The sequence below is a fragment of the Gracilibacillus sp. D59 genome (assembly GCF_052246695.1).
Taxonomy (GTDB): Bacteria; Bacillota; Bacilli; order Bacillales; family Amphibacillaceae; genus Gracilibacillus.
Genome location: NZ_JBQQCK010000003.1, coordinates 265,590 through 285,099, shown reverse-complemented (window position 1 = coordinate 285,099; position 19,510 = coordinate 265,590). Strand labels below are relative to the sequence as shown.

The following is a 19,510-nucleotide window of genomic DNA, read 5'->3' as shown; positions in this document are numbered from 1 at the left end:
TAACCTCTTCACCATCCAATTGTTAGAGTTACATCAGTGGGGTTTCAACGGACGATTAGCACCCTGACAAATGGCAAAAAGGTTCGGATACTCGACTAGTAAAGAAGAAGTATAGTCATATTTTTTTCATAGAATAGGGAAAATAATCATAGATTTTAAGCCTGTATTTTTTTTATCTAACATTTACCATCACTTAATAGTCTATCAATATTCTTCTAGTATCTTGTAATTGTAAGCAAAATTATGAAGGAGTTGGTAGAGAATGTTTAAGAAAATAGGTGCCGTTGCACTTAGTACAGGTCTAGTTTTATCAGCAGTTAGTATTCCAGTTTTTGCTGACAAGCCTGAATCACCAGGAAAAGGACATGGTAACGGCAATGGTGGAAAAAAAGTCGAAAATATCATTTACATGATTCCAGACGGATTTAGTGCAGACTATGCTTCCAATTACCGTGTTTACAAAGGAGAGGATGCTGTTTGGGATGCACATCTAAAAGGAATGTATACGACGCATTCGGCAAACGCTGATATTACGGATTCTGCAGCAGCTGGTACGGCAATGGCTACAGGCGTAAAAACCGACAATGGCGTAATCGGCCTTGATCCAGAAGGAAATGAACTATCAACGATTTTAGAAGCATCTGAAGAAGATGGAAAATCATCTGGATTAGTAGCTACATCAACAATAACACATGCTACACCGGCATCCTTTGTTGCAAATGTAGAAGATCGAAATAATCAAACAGAAATTGCCAGACAATATATTTCTAGTGAAGTAGATGTTCTTCTAGGCGGCGGACAAAATATGTTCCTACCAGAAGCTGATGGTGGCAATCAAGAGGAATTAAATTTAATTGAACAAGCTCAAGAAAGTGGTTTTACGTATACAGAAACAAGAGAAGAATTGCTAGAAAGTACAGACATTGATGTTGAAGAAGGAGAAAAATTACTTGGACTTTTTGCCGAGGATGCACTTTCCCCTGAATTACATCGTGACCAAACAGAAGAACCAAGTTTAGCAGAAATGACAGAAGCATCCATTGATGTTTTAAATCAGGATAAGGACGGATTTTTCCTTATGGTTGAAGGAAGTCAAATAGATTGGGCTGGACATGCTAATGATGCAGCATGGGCTATGTCTGATGTAGCGGCATTTGAGGAAGCCGTTGAAGCAGCAATGGAATTTGCTAAACAAGATGGAAAGACATTAGTGATTGTTGGTGGTGATCATGATACTGGTGGTATGACAACAGGATCTGGCGCTTACTCAGGATTAAATGCTGATATTTTAAACAATGTAACAGCAACAGGTGACTTCATGGCTGCCCAATTAAACGAAGACCGCTCCAATGCAAAAGAAATCGTTGAAGAACACACAAATTTAACGTTAACAGAAGCAGAAGTGCAATCTATTCAAAATGCTAGTGATGCAGCACTTGCTATTAATCACGTAGTTAGTGACCATGCTTCTGTTGGCTGGACAAGTACTAATCATACTGGTGCAGATATTCCTATTTATGCATATGGTCCACAATCCGATAAATTTACAGGATTCTTTGATAATACGGACATTCCCAAAACATTGGCGAACATTCTAAAAGTAAACCTAGACAACTAATTTTGAAAAACCCCCTTTTCAATAGAATAGATAGACCGAATCTGTAGAGTGATTCGGTCTTTTTTTAATGAAAATGAGTATAGGTTGATTGTAAATGATTCAACATGCAGCATATATGAAAGAAAGTAGAAATATTCAGCAATCTATAAGAAATCAACATAGAATCAGAATGGTAAAATAAAGTGAGACTATGGTCAGTGGGGTTATCATACACTTAGCTTCCTCGATATACTTGAAGCTTGAAGTGGAGTCTTACGGACGTTTAGCACCGTGATAAATTAAAAAAATTTGGAGGAATAACTATGACTGAATCAAAGCAAATCATTGTTCCGCATTTATGGTATGACAAGGAAGCGAAGGAAGCAGCAGATTTTTATGCTTCCATTTTCCCGGACTCAAAAATCACAAATGTAACTACACTCAAAGACACCCCATCAGGCGACGCTGATTTAATCTCTTTTGAGTTGTGGGGACAGAAATTCATGGCGATCAACGCGGGACCCTATTTCAAATTCAACCCGTCAGTGTCTTTCATGGTTAACTTCGATCCATCTCGAGAAGCAAATGCGAGTGAAAAATTAGATGAGGTTTGGAACAAATTGTCCGAAGACGGTACAGTTTTAATGCCACTTGATAAGTATCCATTTAGTGAGAAATATGGTTGGATTCAAGATAAGTATGGCTTGACATGGCAGTTAATCCTAACGAATCCAGAAGGAGAAGAGCGTCCTGCGATAGTGCCCTCACTAATGTTTGTCGGTGATAATTGTGGTAATGCGGAAGAAGCGATTGATTTTTATTTGTCCATCTTTACGAATTCAAAACAGGGTCAGATTGTCCGCTACCCTCAAGATATGGAACCTGACAAAGAAGGAACTGTCATGTTTTCTGATTTCATGCTTGAGAATCAGTGGTTTGCCGCAATGGACAGTGCACAGGATCATAATTTCAGTTTTAACGAGGCAATCTCATTTATGGTATATTGTGACACACAAGAAGAGGTCGATCACTACTGGGATAAACTATCTGCAGTTTCTGAATCCGAGCAATGCGGCTGGCTGAAAGATAAGTTTGGAGTGTCCTGGCAGATTGTTCCGAAAGAAATGGAAGAGATGATGAGCGGTAATAGCACACCGGAACAAATAGAGCGTGTTAGTAAGGCAACACTTAAAATGAAAAAACTTGATCTTGCTGTGTTACAGAAAGCATATAAGGGATAATAAAAATACAGTCCGCGAAACGCATGAAGACTTTTCTGCATGCGTTTTTATGGACTATTAATTTAGCTCTCCTCAAAAAAGGGTCAGACCATAGAGAACAAACGTCCACTCCAAAGTCTAACCCTCACGCTATTTAAGCACTATGACTTTGATCTATATCACTTTTATTTTCTTTCTCTTGCTGCTTCCTAAAAATAGTCGCAACAATTGGTCCAGAAATGTTATGCCACACACTAAAGATCGCACTTGGCACAGCTGCTAATGGGTTAAAGTGTGCAGCTGCTAGTGTTGCACCAAGTCCTGAGTTTTGCATTCCCACTTCAATAGAAACAGCTTTTTGTTGCTTGGCACCTATTTTTGTTACTTTTCCTAACCAATAACCAATTAGATAACCTAGCGCGTTATGTAGCACAACTATTAAGAAAATAAGTAATCCAGTCTCCGCAATTTGTTCATGGTTGACACTTACTACTGCCGCAACAATTGCCACGATACCAATTACAGATACTAACGGAATTGCTTTCACTCCCGCTTCTACTTTGTCTTTCAATAACGCTTTGACAATTAGCCCTAACACGATCGGCACTAATACAATTTGCACAATCGATACGAATAAGGTCCCTGCAGATACCTCCAACCATTGACTAGCAAACAGATAAATAAGTGCTGGTGTCAAAAATGGTGCTAGAATCGTCGAAACCGCAGTAATCGAAACGGATAAAGCTGTATCCCCTTTGGATAAGTACGTCATGACATTTGAAGAAGTACCACCCGGACAACAGCCAACTAAGATAACACCGACTGCCACCTCTTTTGAAACAGGTAATAACGTTACAAGTGTAAAGGCTAGCAATGGCATGATCATAAACTGACCAATTACCCCAATCGCCACCTCTTTCGGACGTTTAAACGCTTCTTTAAAATCTTTAGCAGATAGCGTAAGCCCCATACCAAACATAATGATTCCTAATAATGGTGTGATATAAGCTACTAACCACGTGAATCCTGAAGGTATAAGAAATGATAAGACCGCAAATAGTACGACCCAAATGGCAAACGTACTCCCTACAAAACTGCTAACTCTCTCCAATACTTTCATATTACTCCCCCTCTTTCATGCATATTTAGAAATTATATAATATTTTCTGAATATTTTAAATAATATTTTGAAATTTAGATTTTTATTGGATTTATGCAATATGTAGATGAATAAGAGTAAAGAACGAAAATGAAAGAAATTACCCTAATCAACTGTAAAATATGATAGAATAAATAAAAATTGTAAATTCCTTAATAAAAAATTTTTCCGATCATGTAAAGGAGCGTTAATGTAATGAATCAACAAAAAAACTGGGCAGGTAACTATACATACCGTGCAGCTAATTGGCACGAACCTGAAAGCGTTTTACAAATTCAGAATCTCGTAAAACAATGCGACAAATTAAGAGTAGTAGGTTCTCGTCACTCATTCAATGGAATAGCCGATTCAAGTGAAAACATGGTTTCCTTACATAAATTGAACAAAGTAATAGCATTAGATCGTGAAAAACAAACCGTAACAGTTGAAGGCGGAATTATCTATAGTGATCTAAGCCGCTATCTGCAAGAAAACGGCTTTGCACTTGAGAATATGGCCTCTTTGCCTCACATTTCAATTGCAGGTGCATGTGCAACAGCAACACACGGTTCAGGTGACCAAAACAAGTGTTTATCTAATTCAGTACGTGCGATGGAAGTCGTTACTGCTGATGGTGAATTGGTCGAATTTTCCCGAGAAAAAAATGAAGAACAATTAAAAGGTGCAGTAGTAGGCCTTGGTGGAATAGGAATAGTAACAAAGATGACATTGGACATCGTTCCTTCCTTTCAAATCAGCCAGTATGTGTACGAGCATCTACCTTTAGCACAACTTGAACACCATTTAGATGACATTTTCTCAAGCGCATACAGTGTTAGTTTATTTACAACTTGGCAGAGCGACACGATCAATCAAGTTTGGTTAAAACAACTACATTCAGATGAAAGTGAAGTGAAGGTACCAACAGATTTATTTGGAGCACATCCTGCAACTGCCAACTGCCATCCTATCGCTGGAATTGAAGCGGTAAATTGTACCGAACAAATGGGTGTACCTGGACCATGGTTTGACAGGCTACCACACTTCCGTATTGATTTCACACCAAGCAGTGGAGATGAATTGCAAACAGAATATATCATTCCAAGAAAACATGCATATGAGGCGTTAAAAGGAATTAGTACCATTCGCGAGCAAATTGCACCGCTTCTACATGTTAATGAAATCCGAAGTATCGCCAAAGATGACCTGTGGATGAGTCCATTTTATAATCAGGATTCGATTGGAATTCATCTTACATGGAAAGATGACTGGGATTCTGTACAAAAAGTGCTGCCAAAAATTGAAGAAATTCTTGCACCTTATCAAGCTCGTCCCCATTGGGGCAAATTATTTACTATGTCAAAAGAAGAGGTACGACCGCTCTATGAAAAACTAACGGATTTCCAGCAATTACTTCAGCACTATGATCCGAAAGGTAAATTCAGTAATGAATTTATAGATACTTATGTTTTTGGTGAATGAATGATAAAGTGCCTGTCACTAATGCGAGGAAAACCGCAATTGTGGCAGGCACTTTTCATGATCGCCAGATCTAAAAAAACTTTTGAAATTTGTAGAGATAAACTTAAATGAAATCGGTGTAATATTTGATCAACAAAAACAAGAACTAGTAGAGGAATTATAAAATACCTCCGACTTGGTATGCATTTTTGAATGCTTATGCAAACCTTACACCCATTATTCCCGTTACTAGGCCGAAAATAATGCCGGATGTACAAGCCGCAAGCCAGATTTTTTTATTACGCGTTTCTTTTAAGGAACACCACCCTAAAATGCCGAACAAAATCCCCTCGATCATAAACCACGGCTCAAAGAGCACTAGATCCCATAACACAAAGGCATTTTCATGGATATTAAATGATCCCGATTCTACACCAACTACCCCTCTGATTTGAAATATTCGATATATAATTCCATAAATTGCGTGCGAGGTAGCTAACGAACACCCTGCCAAGGATATAAATAGTAGCATATACTTAGTAAATCTGTTCTTATTCCAATAAATAAATGCAAGGCCTATGAGTCCTGCAACAGTTAGAAATACGGATGCAATCCAATTAATCAATTCAAAATAAATCGATTGTGTAATGTTAGGTTTTAGTAAAGCCCCCCCAACTTTACCTCCTAAAGCCCAATAAAGATGTGGAATCATATAGATAATGGACCAAATAAATACTGCGTAACCTGACCAAATCAGCGATTTTGTTTTCGGTTGTTGATTTTGTGTATTCATAGTTATCGGAACACACCTCCATGTCATATGTTTATTTACGGACTTCTTCTGACTCCGCCTCTCTTATTAGACGGTTATTTGACTATTGTCGTTACAAAAAGGACGCCAAAGGATTACTGTTGTCTTGATAGAATAATAAAACACTCCATCATAGGATCATTCCCCATAAATCCCACATTCACTTAAGTTAAAAAGGGAATGAGAAAAACTTAATAAATCTTGACATGACACTAAATGGTGTCATATAATAAAAGTATAAATAGGACACCAAACGGTAACTAATCAACTAACGATGAGGAGAAGGCAGGATTTGAATAAAAAAAATGAGACTAGAGATGTTTATAGCGCAGTTGCCGATCCAACCCGACGTAAGCTTCTCCGATTACTGGCTAATGCTGAGGAGTTGCCCCTACATAAGTTAACCGAGCATTTCCAAATGGGGCGTTCAGCGATTTCTAAACATTTGACAATCTTAAAAGATGCCGAATTGGTAAAAGACCGAAAGGTCGGAAGAGAAACCCGCTATATACTGAATCCCGAGCCACTAAAGGAAATTGAGGACTGGGTATCTTATTACACGAAATTTTGGAATGAAAGAGCTGAGCTTTTACACCAATTATTAGAGGAGGAACAAAATGAAACCTGAAATTTCACTGGACTTTCAATTTGAGTGTTCTATCGAAAAAGTATGGCATGCGTTAACTGATTCAACTATGCTGGCAAAATGGGTAATGGATAACAATTTTAAACCGATTGTCGGGTACAAATTTCAGTTTCGTACCGAGCCGTCTAAGTATTGGAATGGAATAGTTGATTCCGAAGTACTCGTTGTAGAGGAGCCTTACAGATTATCCTACACTTGGGCTACTGCCGGAGAAAATACTACAGTTACATGGACACTTAAAAAAGAAAAAAACATCATACATCTGCATCTTGAACATACTGGATTTCAAAGCGAAAGCCTTTCATATAACGGGGCGAAATATGGGTGGAAAAAAATGGCGAGTCAGCTTGAAAAGTTGGTAGTAGGACTATAAAAGGTTTTAGGAGGTGAATTTAATGACAGTGTTTTCTTTCATTCTTCAAAGTTTGTTAGCCGCTTATTTTGTATTCTCAGGTTGCGCAAAGGTTCTAGGCGCTAAATATTGGACTGACATTTTTGATAACCTTAAACTGCCTCAATGGTTTCGTATCGTTTCAGGCATCGTCCAGTTAATTGGAGCAGTTACACTTATCATCGGCTATTGGTATGGGGGAGTAGTAGTATGGGCAGGCATCTGGTTAGGGATCACAATGCTAGTAGCATGTTTAGCGCATCTCAGGGTCAAAGATACATTTGGAAAAATGTCGCCAGCCTTAGTGTTTTTTGTATTAGTTATTACACTATTCATGATAAAAGTAAACGACCTCGTGCTTTCCTAACTTACTATGAAACAGCGGACTGAAAATTGTATCTTTAACGTAAAACAACTGATCCTGCTAAGGACTGTTGTTTTGCGTTTGCTTTGGGTTAGAATTTAACTTAAGTGTAATAATAATGGGCATACCAATCTAATTTGAAATTCAAAAAGTACCTTTGTCTGGTTTGATGTTCTTCTACTTCTATTTGTACTGTTTGAGAAGGTAATTTTCTTATGATTTCTGAAAAATACTTGGCATGAACAATTATTTCTCCTTGCTCCAGTTCATCAATAAATTGAATTCCTTCTTCTTCTACTGAAAAAAAGATTCAATTGAATATCGGAAGTGTATTTCTATCATCTATCTGTTGATAGCTTAGGAGATTATTTTCAGAAAAAAATTCTACATTTTTTTCATTTCGCTGATTGTTTACCAGTTTATTCGCATTAGATAGAACAGAAATCCAATCCCTGAAAAGTTAATCCACCAAAAAACTCCAATTTCCGAAAGGGTAACTTCAGTTCTTGAATTTGCTTTTATTTGTTTACAAATATTTGAGAAAACAACTCCATCTTCGTGTACAACCGTTCCTTGGAAATCTAAAAGGAATGCTTTAATAGACAGAAAATCTCCTACCAAAAAAACTTTTTAATTGAATTTTGTTTAGTAAACCTGCTTCCTCCGCTGATTACCACCCTTCATAAATCGATCAACCAATGTTTCTAACTCTTAATCCCTTGTACTCTACATCATAAGTTCCACTAAAATCACTTCCTCGCTTAATATATCCATAGTTTTTTGCGGAAAACGTTGATTTTATGCTTCATCCAGTTCATTACAATTATTTATAAAATTTTTCATGGCCAAAAAAAGTATATTTTCATTCGACAAAACGTTTCATAGACATTGGATTACTTTTGTGATATTTTTTTGTTACCGGTATCATTTTTAATCACATTGGAGGTGGAAACATACAGGCCATTAGACTCAATAATCTGATCTGATTTGTAATGTTCTGTGAGCTTGGTTATGTGGATTACAAAATATAATAAGACATCATGAGAAAAATCCATACTTAAAGTTTGGATTTTTTTATTTTTTAAGGTGGATAAAATTAAAAACGATTCCATCATCAATTCATGAGAAAAGAGGTTATTGAATGTCTAAGAAACGACTAAAAGCACTTTTTATTTTATTTTGTCTGACGATCACTTTTTCTATGTTTTTAAGTCTGGATAAAGCAGTGACTGCGGAGACTGAGACAAGCTTATCCATGCAATTGAAATTTGATTTCGGTTGTGAATCGAGTCCCATTACAGAAGGCTACCATCAGATATCTAATCATACATTATATGATAGCTCCATAGGATATGGACTAGATAAAGATACAGATTGTAGAGACAGAGGAGCTCCCGACGACCTTCGTAGAGATTTTACTAACGGTGGTGGCTATTCCTTTAAGGTCGATATCCAGAATGGTAGCTACTATGTAAAGGTCATATCTGGAGATCACATCGCTGCCAACAAAACAGATGTGACAATTGAAGGAGTACAGCAGGAGAGAATACAGGCAACTACTAATCAATTTGCAGTAGAAATCTATCAGACCGAGGTACAAGACAACCAGTTAAATATAAAATTCGGTGAAGATGGACGCGCAAATGGTGTTGAAGTTATTTCCACTGATGAATCGACTTCTCCAGTGTGGCCTGAGCAAACAGAACTTACATTAGCAAACATTACGAAAAACAGTGTAGATATGCAGTGGGATACCCCTAGTGACAATGTAGCTGTCACTCAATATCAAATTTATAAAAACGATACTTTGTTGAAGGTTATAGATGCAGACTCTACCCAAACAGAACAGGAACTAACCTCCTATCATTTAGAGGGGGCAGAATTTGATTTAACAGATGCGATGTTACGAGTAGAAGCTGGTGATGCAGCAGATAACTGGACGAACAATGGACCTTCCGCCAGTACACAACTTGAACCGAATTCTATCAATATCGAAGGACCAGATCGAATAAACATATCTGATAATGATAGTAGTGAAACTCCCTATCATGCTAATATTTTCGATCAATATGGCTATGAACTTCCAGATGAATCAGTATCATGGGAAATAGAAGGTGATGTCCCAAAAGGTGTCAGTCTGAATCAGGATGGAGTACTTACGGTTGATCACTCCCCATCTTCACCGCAAACAATTACTTTAAAGGCTTCGGTACAATCAAACCCCGAAGTGTCCTTGGAGAAAAAAATAATTATATATCGGCCTAAGGAAACTAGAGTTACCGTACTAGGACAAAGAGGTATAGCATTGCCTGAAGATGGTACCGAGACATTTTCTTATCAATCCAATGTTATGGATCAATTTGGAAGCATCATGCCCAATGCTGAAATAAAATGGGAAATTGCCGGAGAATCACCTAAAGGTGTCGATATAAGCTCGGACGGAAAACTTACCGTTTCTAGTACTGCTTTAGAGCAAATGGTTACTATAAGGGCAATAGCCGCTGAAAATGAGAATATTTCGAAACAAGAGAACATTCACATCAGCAAAAAACAGTATAAATACTTGCCAATAGATGGCGGATTTGCCGTTAAGAATGGTGAAGAATCGTATAATCGTCCACTATACGGACCTCATAATTCTCCAAGAATTATTGCATTGGTCGGAGATAAACCTAATAGTCTGCTATTCCGTAACAGAGGAAATAGTGCACAGGAAAAATTAGGCCATATATTTTTAGGTTTAAAAAACGGAAAATGGTTTTCTGACTTTGAATCGATCACTTCTCGTTATGTTTCAGGTCATCAGGAATATGAGCTTCAAGATCCGTCAGTCGAAGGAACTATACTATTAACTTATGTTCGACCTGAAAATTTTGATGGATTACTAGTCAAAGTCACATTGCCCGATGCATACACTAATGACTTAGTCATTGCCTCTGGCGGTCGAGACCAAGGAAGTTATGGATCCCAGGATTATGATTCCATGAAATTCACTCCATCAGATGCTAAGGGGACAGATGTAAAAATAGAAAATAACCATTTCTCTATTGAAGGTGGAGGTCCAACTCTTTATGGAACAGCCAATGTCCCTCTAAATTTAAAAAGGGTGGATGCTTCTGCTTATAGTGATGGTCCAGATGCCCTTCTTGAAACAAAAGCTGATTCTCAGCCAATGGCAATTGGAACAACGGAAGGGAACTATGATAATGAAGTATTTTTCAGTATCACCACAGGCGATCTAGAATCTTCTGAGATGAAGAACTATTTAGCTGAACCAGAAAAAGTTTTGGCGAATAGTATGGACCACTACAAGAATCTATCACAGTCGGTTAAAATCGATACACCTAACCCTTATTTGAATGCAGCCCTTCCAGCAGCAACGCTGGCATTAGATGCATCATGGAGCAGTCCAACCTTTATGCATGGTCCTATCAATTGGTTTGTCGCATTACCAGGATGGAGATCTACTTATGGCGCTACAACAGCAGGATGGGAAGATCGTGCCTATGAAAATGCTGCAGCCTATTTTGATAAACAGGCATCCAATGGTAGAATTCCATCCAAGCTTAATGGAGACTCTCATTACAACATGGGGGAAGTATTAGTTGATATGATGATGTACAACTGGGAGTGGACAGGTGATCTAGACATGATGGCCAATGGCGGCTTTAATTTTATTGCTAATCATCTAAACTGGATGGATGAGTATATGGAAACTGATGACGAAGGGTTATACGAAAGCCATCTAAATGCATGGAATACTGATAATAAATGGAACAATGGTGGTGGAGCAACAATTGCAACTGTATATGCTTGGCGTGCCAATAAGGAAATGGTCGACATCGCAAAACGATTAGGGAAAGATCCAACAATTTTTGAACAACGGGTAACAAAAATTGAAAAAGCTATGAAAAATAAGCTATGGGTAAAGGATATCGGAGTTTATGGCGAATATAAAGATGTGTTTGGTTTGCAACGGGTACATGAATCACCTGACCTCTCTAGTATCTATACGCCGATTGATTTAGGATTCACTGATCCATTTCAAAGCTACCAAATGCTACGATTTACAGAGTACGCCATTGAAAACGAGATAGGTACAACTCCTAGGGATGGCCGCTTGCCATGGTCTTCTAACTGGTTACCTAATGTTTATTCAAGTAGAGGACTGTACACAGCTGAATCTACTAATCTAATGCTTACTTACTATCGTCTTGGTCTCGTAGAACAAGCAAAAGACTTACAAGCCGGAATTGATGCTAATCTTTTTAAAGGCCCAGGACCAGGTGTCCTCTCCTATGTTCAAAATCAAGATGGTTCACAATCCGGTCACGTAGACTTTACCGATGTAACTTCCATGTATGTAAGAACAACTGTGGAAGGATTATTTGGAATTAAAATGGATGTACCGAATAATCAAGCAACCATTCAGCCAGCTTTTCCACGAGAATGGGACCATGCTTCAATCGAGACAGATTACTTAGGGTATGACTACAGCTATGCGAATGACATGGAAACAATTATAGTAAATAGTGAAAAAGCGTTAGAATATAAAATAAATCTAATAGCGCGCAGTACAAAGATAAAGTCTGTGAAGATAAATGGGAAAGATGTGGATTACTCACTTAATCCAGGCATAGGTCACACCTGGCTAGAAATTGAAACAGCAGAAAGCAATGATGCAAAAATTGAGGTTATTTATAACAATGGTAAAACAAATACTATGCCAGAGGTGGATGGTAACTCTGTAGGGGCTGTTGGCGAAGAGTATACATTCTCCGTAAAGAATGGCAATATTATTCGTCTGCATGACCCGCAAGGAATCCTTGATATGGATCAAGCGACTGTCAAGAATTCAAAAGCATCTGTTCTTTTAAATAACAAACCTGGTAACCATACCTTCTTTGTTTTAGTTGAGTCCGGTGATAGTGAAATGTGGTTACCTGTTGATATCACACTTAAGAAATCGTTGGAGATCGCAGATGAAGAGTTGGTAGTAAAGGACGGAAAGCCATTTGCCCAGTTTACAATAGAAAATAATAGTCAACAAAATATGAATTTAAAAGGAACTGTAAGCATTGCGGGGACAACCTTTAATTTGCATACTCCTATAAAGGCAAATAAAAAATCGGATACTATTACCTTTGAAATCAAAGACCCATCAAAGCTGACGCCTGGAGAAAATCTTTTAACTTTTAAAGCTGAAGGTAATGCCGAGTTTAAGGTTTCATCCAATCTGGTAAACTGGGAATTGAATGAGCAGCTTTCCGGTGCATTTAAGCATTCTTTCAACACTCACACGATAGATTTAAGTGATCTTGTTAATCAAGATTTAGAATACTTGCATCAAAATAAATATTCTCCTCAGCCAGACTTGTTTTACTGGGATAATATCCCGAGTACAGTTACTGAATATGGACTGAATTGGTGGCAATATCGAGGCGGACAAGATAAGGTTAAACCAAACTTGACTCGTCTGGATTATGAAGGCGAGAATTTCGCATCAGATATAGGGATCCCATTCTCCATAACTAAAGAGGCTGAAAATGCGGTATTTACATCCCTTTATGATAATTTCCCTGGCAATGTTGAAATTCCAGTTAATGTTAAGGGAAATAAGCTTTACTTCTTTGTAGTAGCAGCGACGAATCACATGCAAAGCCGTATAGAGAATGCAAAAATTACAGTTAACCTTAGTAATGGAAAACAAAAAGTACTTCCTCTTGTTAACCCAGAAAATTTAGATGATTGGTTAAAGGAGAACACATCCAATTCCTATGCTCAAAATGGATTCATCCAAGATCTAGGCGACGATGCCCATGGAAATATATTGAGTATTGACCTTGGAGAAACAGAGCAAATAGAAAGTGTGGAGCTTGAGACACTTAGTAACGAGGTGTTAACTGGTCTTCTTGGCTTAACCGTTCTAGAACCAAAATAGAAATGCCTAAAAAGTGAAACTTATCAGGATGTTAGCGTCCGTTATCCCCGACTTAGCTTCTTTGATTTACTCGAACCTTGTAGTGTGGTTTTTCCAAACGATTAGCACCGTGATAAAGAAGAAGATGATTTCTGTATGCACAGGAATCATCTTCTTTCAATGTTTAGAGGAAATAGCTACCTTATTGACTATATGCTGTTTCATACAAAAGTTTTGTTTCCGAGAAACGCTCTACTATGGAAGAAGCCCCCATCACCACCGAAATCAGGCGTTCACCATTTCGCTTGACAGTACCAGCAAAGCAATAGCCTGCTTCATCTGTATATCCTGTTTTTAGTCCATCAACTCCATCATAGCCAACATTTTGCTTATTGAGTTCGGGTAACATCCAATTCGTATTCGTATATGTCTGTTCTCCAAACACATAGACAGATTCATCAACAACATCAAGGATATCAGGGAATTGTTCGATCAATTGCCTCGCAAGCAATGCCACATCTTTGGCAGACATCCAGTTTGTATCGGTTGCGGAGCCGACCGAATAAAATTCACCCAAATCCTTATTATTTAACCCCGTACTATTCACAAAATTTGTCTGTTCAAGCCCTATTTGTTGCGCCTTTTGATTCATTTTAGTTACAAAATCCTTTTCACTACCTGCCACTACTTCAGCCAAAGCAATCGCTGCACCATTTGCCGAGTGGATCGCCATCGCATCAAATAATTCACGAATCGTATACTGCTGTCCCTTTTGTAAGAATACAGAAGAAAAACCAGGATGATTAGAGATCGAATAAGCATAATCACTGATTGCTATCGTTTGCTCCCAAGCAATTTCATTCTTTTGAATTGCTTCTAACACTAAAAGTTCTGTCATCATCTTTGACATACTAGCGGTCGGCAAGGATTGTTCTATGTTTTTATCGTATAAAATGCCACCATCATCCATATTAATTAATATGACTGCACTCGCTTGAATACCTAAATCCGGTAATTTCTCTATGTTTTTATTTACTTGTTTCTCTACTTCGTTTGATTTAATCACTTTGTTTCGATCAGGTGAATGGTTGATTGATAGGTAAAGTTCTGCTAGGTACAGCCCACTTCCAGCAATCATAACGAGGACCATCACTATGACCAATCGTTTTAATAATTTCATGTAAACCTCCAAATAATTCGTTTAGCTACGGTAGTATATCCAACTTCCGTTAATAAAGTGAGACTTCCATAAGTGGGGGTTTTGCTCCCCACTTATGGTTAGTGAAACTTATCAGGGTGTTAGCGTCCGTTATCCCCCACTTAGCTTCTTTGATTTACTCGAACATTGAAGTGGGGGGTTTTACGGACGATTAGCACCGTGATGAAGACGAAATAGTTCTTACTAGTATATCCATTGCTGATTCACTTTCAGACATATTAAGTTCTTAATCGTCCACCACACTTATCCCCCTACTTAAATTAACGTTTCTCAATGGAAAAAAGTTTTATGATACAGATAAAAAAGTTATAATTTTTATAGAAAAAGAGTCCCTATTGTTAAACATACATTCAACGAAAGTGGAAAAAAAAAGGGGATACTCTCCAAAGAGAATACCGCCAAGTTCGCAATCATGTTATTTCTCCTTTAGCACTTCTTTCATTTCATGATATTCGCTACTTGTTATTTCTCCATTGACGAATCTCCGTTCTAAAAGCGTCCTTGGGTTAATGTGACTATCCCCGCATGACCTTCGATTACGAGCACAGAAGATGATCGCCGTGATGATTAAACCAAAGAATATTAATGGGATTAAGAAAAATGGAAATGGTGCAATATGCATTGAAAACAACTCCTATTATTTATTTTGCATGAGGTAATATGTTTTTTCGCTGTCCCCATGGCTTATAGACAGAAATGGCAAAGATAAAGATGAGCGAGACCAATTGAATAAGAATTCCTACCCATAAGGTAAACTGCGAATTTAATCCATCACCTACTAGTGTGATCTCATGCAAGGCATTTAGCGTCAGTCCAGACATTCCCCATACATTTAGAACAATTAGTAATACTGTAAAAATTTCTTTCACTAGGATCCATTTAAATTTAAACAGTCCCCATTTTGTCCAAATCGATAAGAGTATTCCGGTAATAGTTGTTCCTATAGTTGATGCTCTTATGGACGTTTTCGATAGGATATGCATAATAGCATAACAACTCTCTGTTAGACTGGCATCAGCCGTTGCAGTTGATGTAATACTCAGTATAAGAAACGTAACCATGTTACCTAACATAATTGCCGCAAATAATATATGAAGTGTGATCAAACCTCTCCTCGCAGTCATAGAAAGCTTCATTGCTTCACCTCCCGCCTACAAATTAACTATAGCAGGCAAAACTGAACATTATCTGAAGCAACTATAAACTTTTTATGAAATGGATATAAAAAAACTCACCAAATTTGGCGAGTTCTATTTCTTCTATTTATTCATTACATCCTACTTACCCCTGAAATCGATATCCTGTCCCCCATACAGTCAGGATATATTGAGGGTTCGCAGTGTCATTTTCTATTTTTTTTCGGATTCTTTTAATATGAACCGTCACAGTGGCATTATCCCCCATCGAATCAAGTCCCCAAATTTTTTCAAATAACTGTTCCTTTGAAAACACTTGATTCGGATGTAAGGCTAAAAATGCGAGTAAATCAAATTCCTTATTGGTAAATTCCACTTCTTTATCCTTTATAAAAACTTGTCTGGATAACGTGTTAATATGCAAGTTTTTTTTGTATATATCCCCATTGGTCTCATTTGATTGAATCAATCTATCATACATAGCAAGATGTGACTTGACTCGTGCTACTAATTCATTAGGACTGAATGGTTTCACTATATAATCATCAGCACCTAAACCTAGACCACGTACCTTATCAATATCATCAGTTTTTGCAGTTACCATCAAAATAGGGACATTGGTCTCCTCCCTGATCATTTTACATAATTCAAATCCGTCGATCTTAGGTAGCATTAAATCGAGTAAAATTAATTGAAACGTCTGACTTCTCACTTTATCTAAACCGTCCATTCCATCTATCGCAATATCCGCTTGAAACCCGGCAATTTCTAGGTAATCTCTTTCCAATACAGCTATACTTTGATCATCCTCAATGATTAATATCCGCTTAACCAATTCTATCATCCTTTTCTTTTGGCAAAGTAAAATAAACAGACAGACCACAGCTTTGACTGTTTCCTGCCCAAATCATCCCCCCATGTGTACGAATGATTTGAGATGCAATGGCTAGCCCTAATCCACTTCCACTAGTGCTTCGGGAAGCATCAATACGATAAAAACGTGTAAAAATGTTTTTTAGCTCTTCCTCAGGAACCCCTGTCCCATTGTCACTGATGCATACTTCTATCATTTCTTCCTTATCCGTCAGCGAGACAGCAATTTGTCCTGGTGTTCTTTCCATATATTTAACACTATTGTATATAATATTTTGAACGACACGGATCATTTTATTTCTATCTAGGAGGACATTGCTATTTATTTTGCCACTCTGAAATAAGAGTTCGATTCCTTTTTCCTCTAAATCATCTTCTATTTCTTTCAGGTAGTCATCGAAAAATGCTGTTATGTTCACCACTTCAAAATGAAAAGCCTCTCTCTTTACATCTAATTTTGAAAAAAGCGAAAGCTCTTCGATTAATTGATTGATATAGGTTGCCTTTGCATGAATCGTATCAAAGTATTGCTTTTGTTTCTCCTGGGTATTCGCTACTCCATCCTGAATCCCCTCAACATATCCGATAATAGACGTTATTGGTGTTTTTAAGTCATGAGAAATATTGGCAACTAGTTCTCTTCGGTTATGTTCATATTTATCTCGTAGTTCTAAAGATTCCTTTAATTGCAAGCGCATGTTATCAAATGTACTTAAGAGCTTATTCAATTCATCTTTTCCTTTAGCCTTTACCGTAAAATCAAAATCTCCCCTACTAATTTTGTCTGCAGCGCTAGATAATTGATTAACAGGCTGCAAAATACGCTTGGACATGAAATAAGATAATAATCCATTCGTCAAAACAAGAATTAGAATGAGACTGAGAAACAAAATTGGGAAAAATACTCTAGCAAATGCAACAAACGATGAAGAAGTATTTAATATTAAAATCGAGCCCTCCATTCCATCTTGAAAATAAAAATCATACTGAAGAACAGAATATTTTCCGTTTCCTATTCGCCTGATACCTGGTCCATATTCCTCATTTCCAAATGAAGGCAATTCGTTGCTTTGCAATGTTTCTACTTGCTTAGAGCTATATATAAGTTCATTTCCCTTTCGGATCACAAGGTTGGATTCTTCTTTTTTAAGTTGTTCATTTACCATATTTAAATACGACGCATCATATAATTTGTCTTGATCTAGTGATGCAGTTTTCTTCAATTGATTAAATAGTTGTTGTTCCTGTGTTTCTTGTTCTTTGCCCCACCATTGTCCAGAGTTAAATGGCATATCTCCATTAAGAACAACATGCAACAAACCCATTATTAGTGCGATCATAAAGATAGGGGTAATGATCATTGCAGCGTGAGAAATGATGAGACGTTTTCGAATAGACATATTTATTGCTCCTTCCATAAAGCCCAGCCTAATTATAAACATGATGAATGAACCATTTTTAAACAAATGATAAACTTTTTATGAACTATAATTAAATTATCTACAGTGTAACAAATAAGAAGCTGATATGTTGTTTCAGCTAAAATCAAAAATTTAAGACAAACACAAACAGAGGGAGTATTAGAATGATAAGAAACTATTGCAAATATTAAACAGGTTTATCCTGACCTTTCCATTGAAGACTGTTATCCTAATGACATCGGTCAACATGTTAATACAACACTCATCCACGGAGATTTTGGAGCATCTAATATCTTATGGATTCCAGAAACAACTAAGATTTCAGGTATAATAGACTTCGGTGGTTCTGGTTTAGGAGACCCCACATATGATTTTGCTGGAGTATTGGCAAGCTATGAAGAAGACTTTTTTAATATGTGTATGAACTTATATCCTAACGGACCTGAAATTTCTGAACGTGCAAATCTTCACAAAAATACATTCGTTGTACAAGAAGCACTTCACGGAATAGAGAATAACGATAATGAAGCTATTGGCATCAAGGATATAATTAGAAATAATTTACTTGGGGTGATAAAAGTGTCGATAAAAGGTCTCAATCATTTTTTATTTTCCGTTTCTAACTTAGAAAATTCAATTGATTTCTACCAAAAAGTGTTTGATGCTAAGTTGTTAGTTAAAGGAAGAAACACTGCTTATTTCGATTTGAATGGTATGTGGATTGCTCTTAATGTAGAAAAAGAAATACCACGTAATGAAATAAAGGAATCTTACACACATATTGCCTTTTCAATCGAAGAAAAAGATTTTGATGAAATGTACAACAGACTCAAGGTATTGAATGTAAACATATTGCCAGGTCGGCCAAGGGATAAAAGAGATAGGAAATCTATTTATTTTACCGATCCTGATGGGCATAAATTTGAGTTTCATACAGGTACTTTACAAAATAGATTGGATTACTACAAACAAGAAAAAACGCATATGGAGTTTTTTGATTAAGTCTGATTAAAAAAGGGGCTTGATAATTTTACTGCTTTTTTGTTTTACTTCATTTATGATACTCAAAAATAGTTCATTTAATGAATGCATCTGTCCAATCAATAACATATCTTTAACATATAATGTATTGACCTCAACATAAGGAGGTGCTGAATAATGAGTGCAGGCGGTTATGGATATGGAACTGGATTCGCTTTAATTGTTGTACTGTTTATCCTTTTAATCATTGTAGGTGCATCTGGTTTCACTCGTGGCTACGGTGGTTACTAATATTCAAGATTTCCCAATTCCTTCCTCTTTAAGCTCGGACT

17 protein-coding genes and 1 pseudogene are annotated in these 19,510 nt (G+C 37.1%); 10 read left to right on the top strand and 8 right to left on the bottom strand.

The window, feature by feature from the left end:
• Positions 1-262 precede the first annotated feature (262 nt).
• Both ACTWP4_RS07580 and ACTWP4_RS07575 read left to right on the top strand, forming a co-directional pair.
• Entirely contained in the window at positions 263-1,618 is a 1,356-nt protein-coding gene (locus tag ACTWP4_RS07580; RefSeq protein WP_443128153.1) for an alkaline phosphatase, read from the top strand.
• A gap of 302 nt (positions 1,619-1,920) precedes the next feature.
• On the top strand, positions 1,921-2,838 hold the full coding sequence (locus ACTWP4_RS07575) for a VOC family protein (RefSeq protein ID WP_443128152.1): 918 nt from the start codon (positions 1,921-1,923) through the stop codon (positions 2,836-2,838).
• Between the two features lie 133 nt (positions 2,839-2,971).
• Here the strand turns inward: ACTWP4_RS07575 and ACTWP4_RS07570 are convergent, their stop codons facing one another.
• The gene (locus ACTWP4_RS07570; RefSeq protein ID WP_443128151.1) at positions 2,972-3,937 is read right to left on the bottom strand and encodes a bile acid:sodium symporter family protein; all 966 of its coding nucleotides are present in this window, start codon (positions 3,935-3,937) and stop codon (positions 2,972-2,974) included.
• Between the two features lie 234 nt (positions 3,938-4,171).
• Between ACTWP4_RS07570 and ACTWP4_RS07565 the strand changes: the two genes are divergently transcribed.
• Positions 4,172-5,437, top strand: coding sequence for an FAD-binding protein (locus ACTWP4_RS07565; RefSeq protein WP_443128150.1), 1,266 nt, complete (start codon positions 4,172-4,174; stop codon positions 5,435-5,437).
• A 196-nt stretch (positions 5,438-5,633) separates the two neighbouring features.
• Here the strand turns inward: ACTWP4_RS07565 and ACTWP4_RS07560 are convergent, their stop codons facing one another.
• A complete protein-coding gene (locus ACTWP4_RS07560) occupies positions 5,634-6,209 on the bottom strand; it encodes a DUF3995 domain-containing protein (protein ID WP_443128149.1) in 576 nt (191 codons plus the stop codon).
• 310 nt (positions 6,210-6,519) lie between these two features.
• On the opposite strand from ACTWP4_RS07560, the gene ACTWP4_RS07555 reads away from it, so the two are divergent.
• The 3 genes from ACTWP4_RS07555 to ACTWP4_RS07545 are packed head-to-tail and all read left to right on the top strand — an operon-like array spanning position 6,520 to position 7,631.
• Positions 6,520-6,855: an ArsR/SmtB family transcription factor gene (locus ACTWP4_RS07555; protein WP_443128148.1), complete on the top strand. Its 336-nt coding sequence runs from the start codon at positions 6,520-6,522 to the stop codon at positions 6,853-6,855.
• Positions 6,845-7,246 (top strand): SRPBCC family protein, encoded by a 402-nt coding sequence (locus ACTWP4_RS07550; protein WP_443128147.1) that lies wholly within the window; start codon positions 6,845-6,847, stop codon positions 7,244-7,246. The genes ACTWP4_RS07555 and ACTWP4_RS07550 overlap by 11 nt, the downstream gene beginning before the upstream one ends.
• A 22-nt stretch (positions 7,247-7,268) precedes the next feature.
• Entirely contained in the window at positions 7,269-7,631 is a 363-nt protein-coding gene (locus ACTWP4_RS07545; protein ID WP_443128146.1) for a DoxX family protein, read from the top strand.
• 100 nt (positions 7,632-7,731) lie between these two features.
• Here the strand turns inward: ACTWP4_RS07545 and ACTWP4_RS07540 are convergent, their stop codons facing one another.
• On the bottom strand, positions 7,732-7,893 hold the full coding sequence (locus ACTWP4_RS07540; RefSeq protein ID WP_443128295.1) for a hypothetical protein: 162 nt from the start codon (positions 7,891-7,893) through the stop codon (positions 7,732-7,734).
• A gap of 876 nt (positions 7,894-8,769) precedes the next feature.
• On the opposite strand from ACTWP4_RS07540, the gene ACTWP4_RS07535 reads away from it, so the two are divergent.
• Positions 8,770-13,569, top strand: a complete 4,800-nt coding sequence (locus tag ACTWP4_RS07535; RefSeq protein WP_443128145.1) for a hypothetical protein — start codon at positions 8,770-8,772, stop codon at positions 13,567-13,569.
• A 181-nt stretch (positions 13,570-13,750) separates the two neighbouring features.
• On the opposite strand, the gene ACTWP4_RS07530 is transcribed toward ACTWP4_RS07535, so the two are convergent.
• The 5 genes from ACTWP4_RS07530 to ACTWP4_RS07510 all read right to left on the bottom strand — a co-directional run bounded on the left by ACTWP4_RS07530 (position 13,751) and on the right by ACTWP4_RS07510 (position 18,176).
• On the bottom strand, positions 13,751-14,728 hold the full coding sequence (locus ACTWP4_RS07530) for a D-alanyl-D-alanine carboxypeptidase family protein (protein ID WP_443128144.1): 978 nt from the start codon (positions 14,726-14,728) through the stop codon (positions 13,751-13,753).
• A gap of 454 nt (positions 14,729-15,182) precedes the next feature.
• Entirely contained in the window at positions 15,183-15,389 is a 207-nt protein-coding gene (locus ACTWP4_RS07525; protein WP_443128143.1) for a hypothetical protein, read from the bottom strand.
• A 19-nt stretch (positions 15,390-15,408) separates the two neighbouring features.
• Positions 15,409-15,903: a hypothetical protein gene (locus tag ACTWP4_RS07520; RefSeq protein WP_443128142.1), complete on the bottom strand. Its 495-nt coding sequence runs from the start codon at positions 15,901-15,903 to the stop codon at positions 15,409-15,411.
• 145 nt (positions 15,904-16,048) lie between these two features.
• On the bottom strand, positions 16,049-16,747 hold the full coding sequence (locus ACTWP4_RS07515) for a response regulator transcription factor (protein ID WP_443128141.1): 699 nt from the start codon (positions 16,745-16,747) through the stop codon (positions 16,049-16,051).
• The gene (locus tag ACTWP4_RS07510) at positions 16,731-18,176 is read right to left on the bottom strand and encodes a HAMP domain-containing sensor histidine kinase (RefSeq protein ID WP_443128140.1); all 1,446 of its coding nucleotides are present in this window, start codon (positions 18,174-18,176) and stop codon (positions 16,731-16,733) included. The genes ACTWP4_RS07515 and ACTWP4_RS07510 overlap by 17 nt, the downstream gene beginning before the upstream one ends.
• Positions 18,177-18,374: 198 nt before the next feature.
• Here ACTWP4_RS07510 and ACTWP4_RS07505 point away from each other — a divergent pair.
• From ACTWP4_RS07505 to ACTWP4_RS07495, 3 genes and pseudogenes are all read left to right on the top strand, one after another.
• Positions 18,375-18,593, top strand: a pseudogene (locus ACTWP4_RS07505) (phosphotransferase family protein); the annotation flags it as partial.
• A 183-nt stretch (positions 18,594-18,776) separates the two neighbouring features.
• Positions 18,777-19,199: a FosM family fosfomycin resistance protein gene (fosM, locus tag ACTWP4_RS07500; protein ID WP_443128294.1), complete on the top strand. Its 423-nt coding sequence runs from the start codon at positions 18,777-18,779 to the stop codon at positions 19,197-19,199.
• Between the two features lie 156 nt (positions 19,200-19,355).
• Positions 19,356-19,469 carry a YjcZ family sporulation protein gene (locus tag ACTWP4_RS07495; RefSeq protein ID WP_443128139.1) on the top strand — a complete coding sequence of 38 codons (114 nt, stop codon included), beginning with the start codon at positions 19,356-19,358 and terminating at the stop codon, positions 19,467-19,469.
• Positions 19,470-19,510 lie beyond the last annotated feature (41 nt).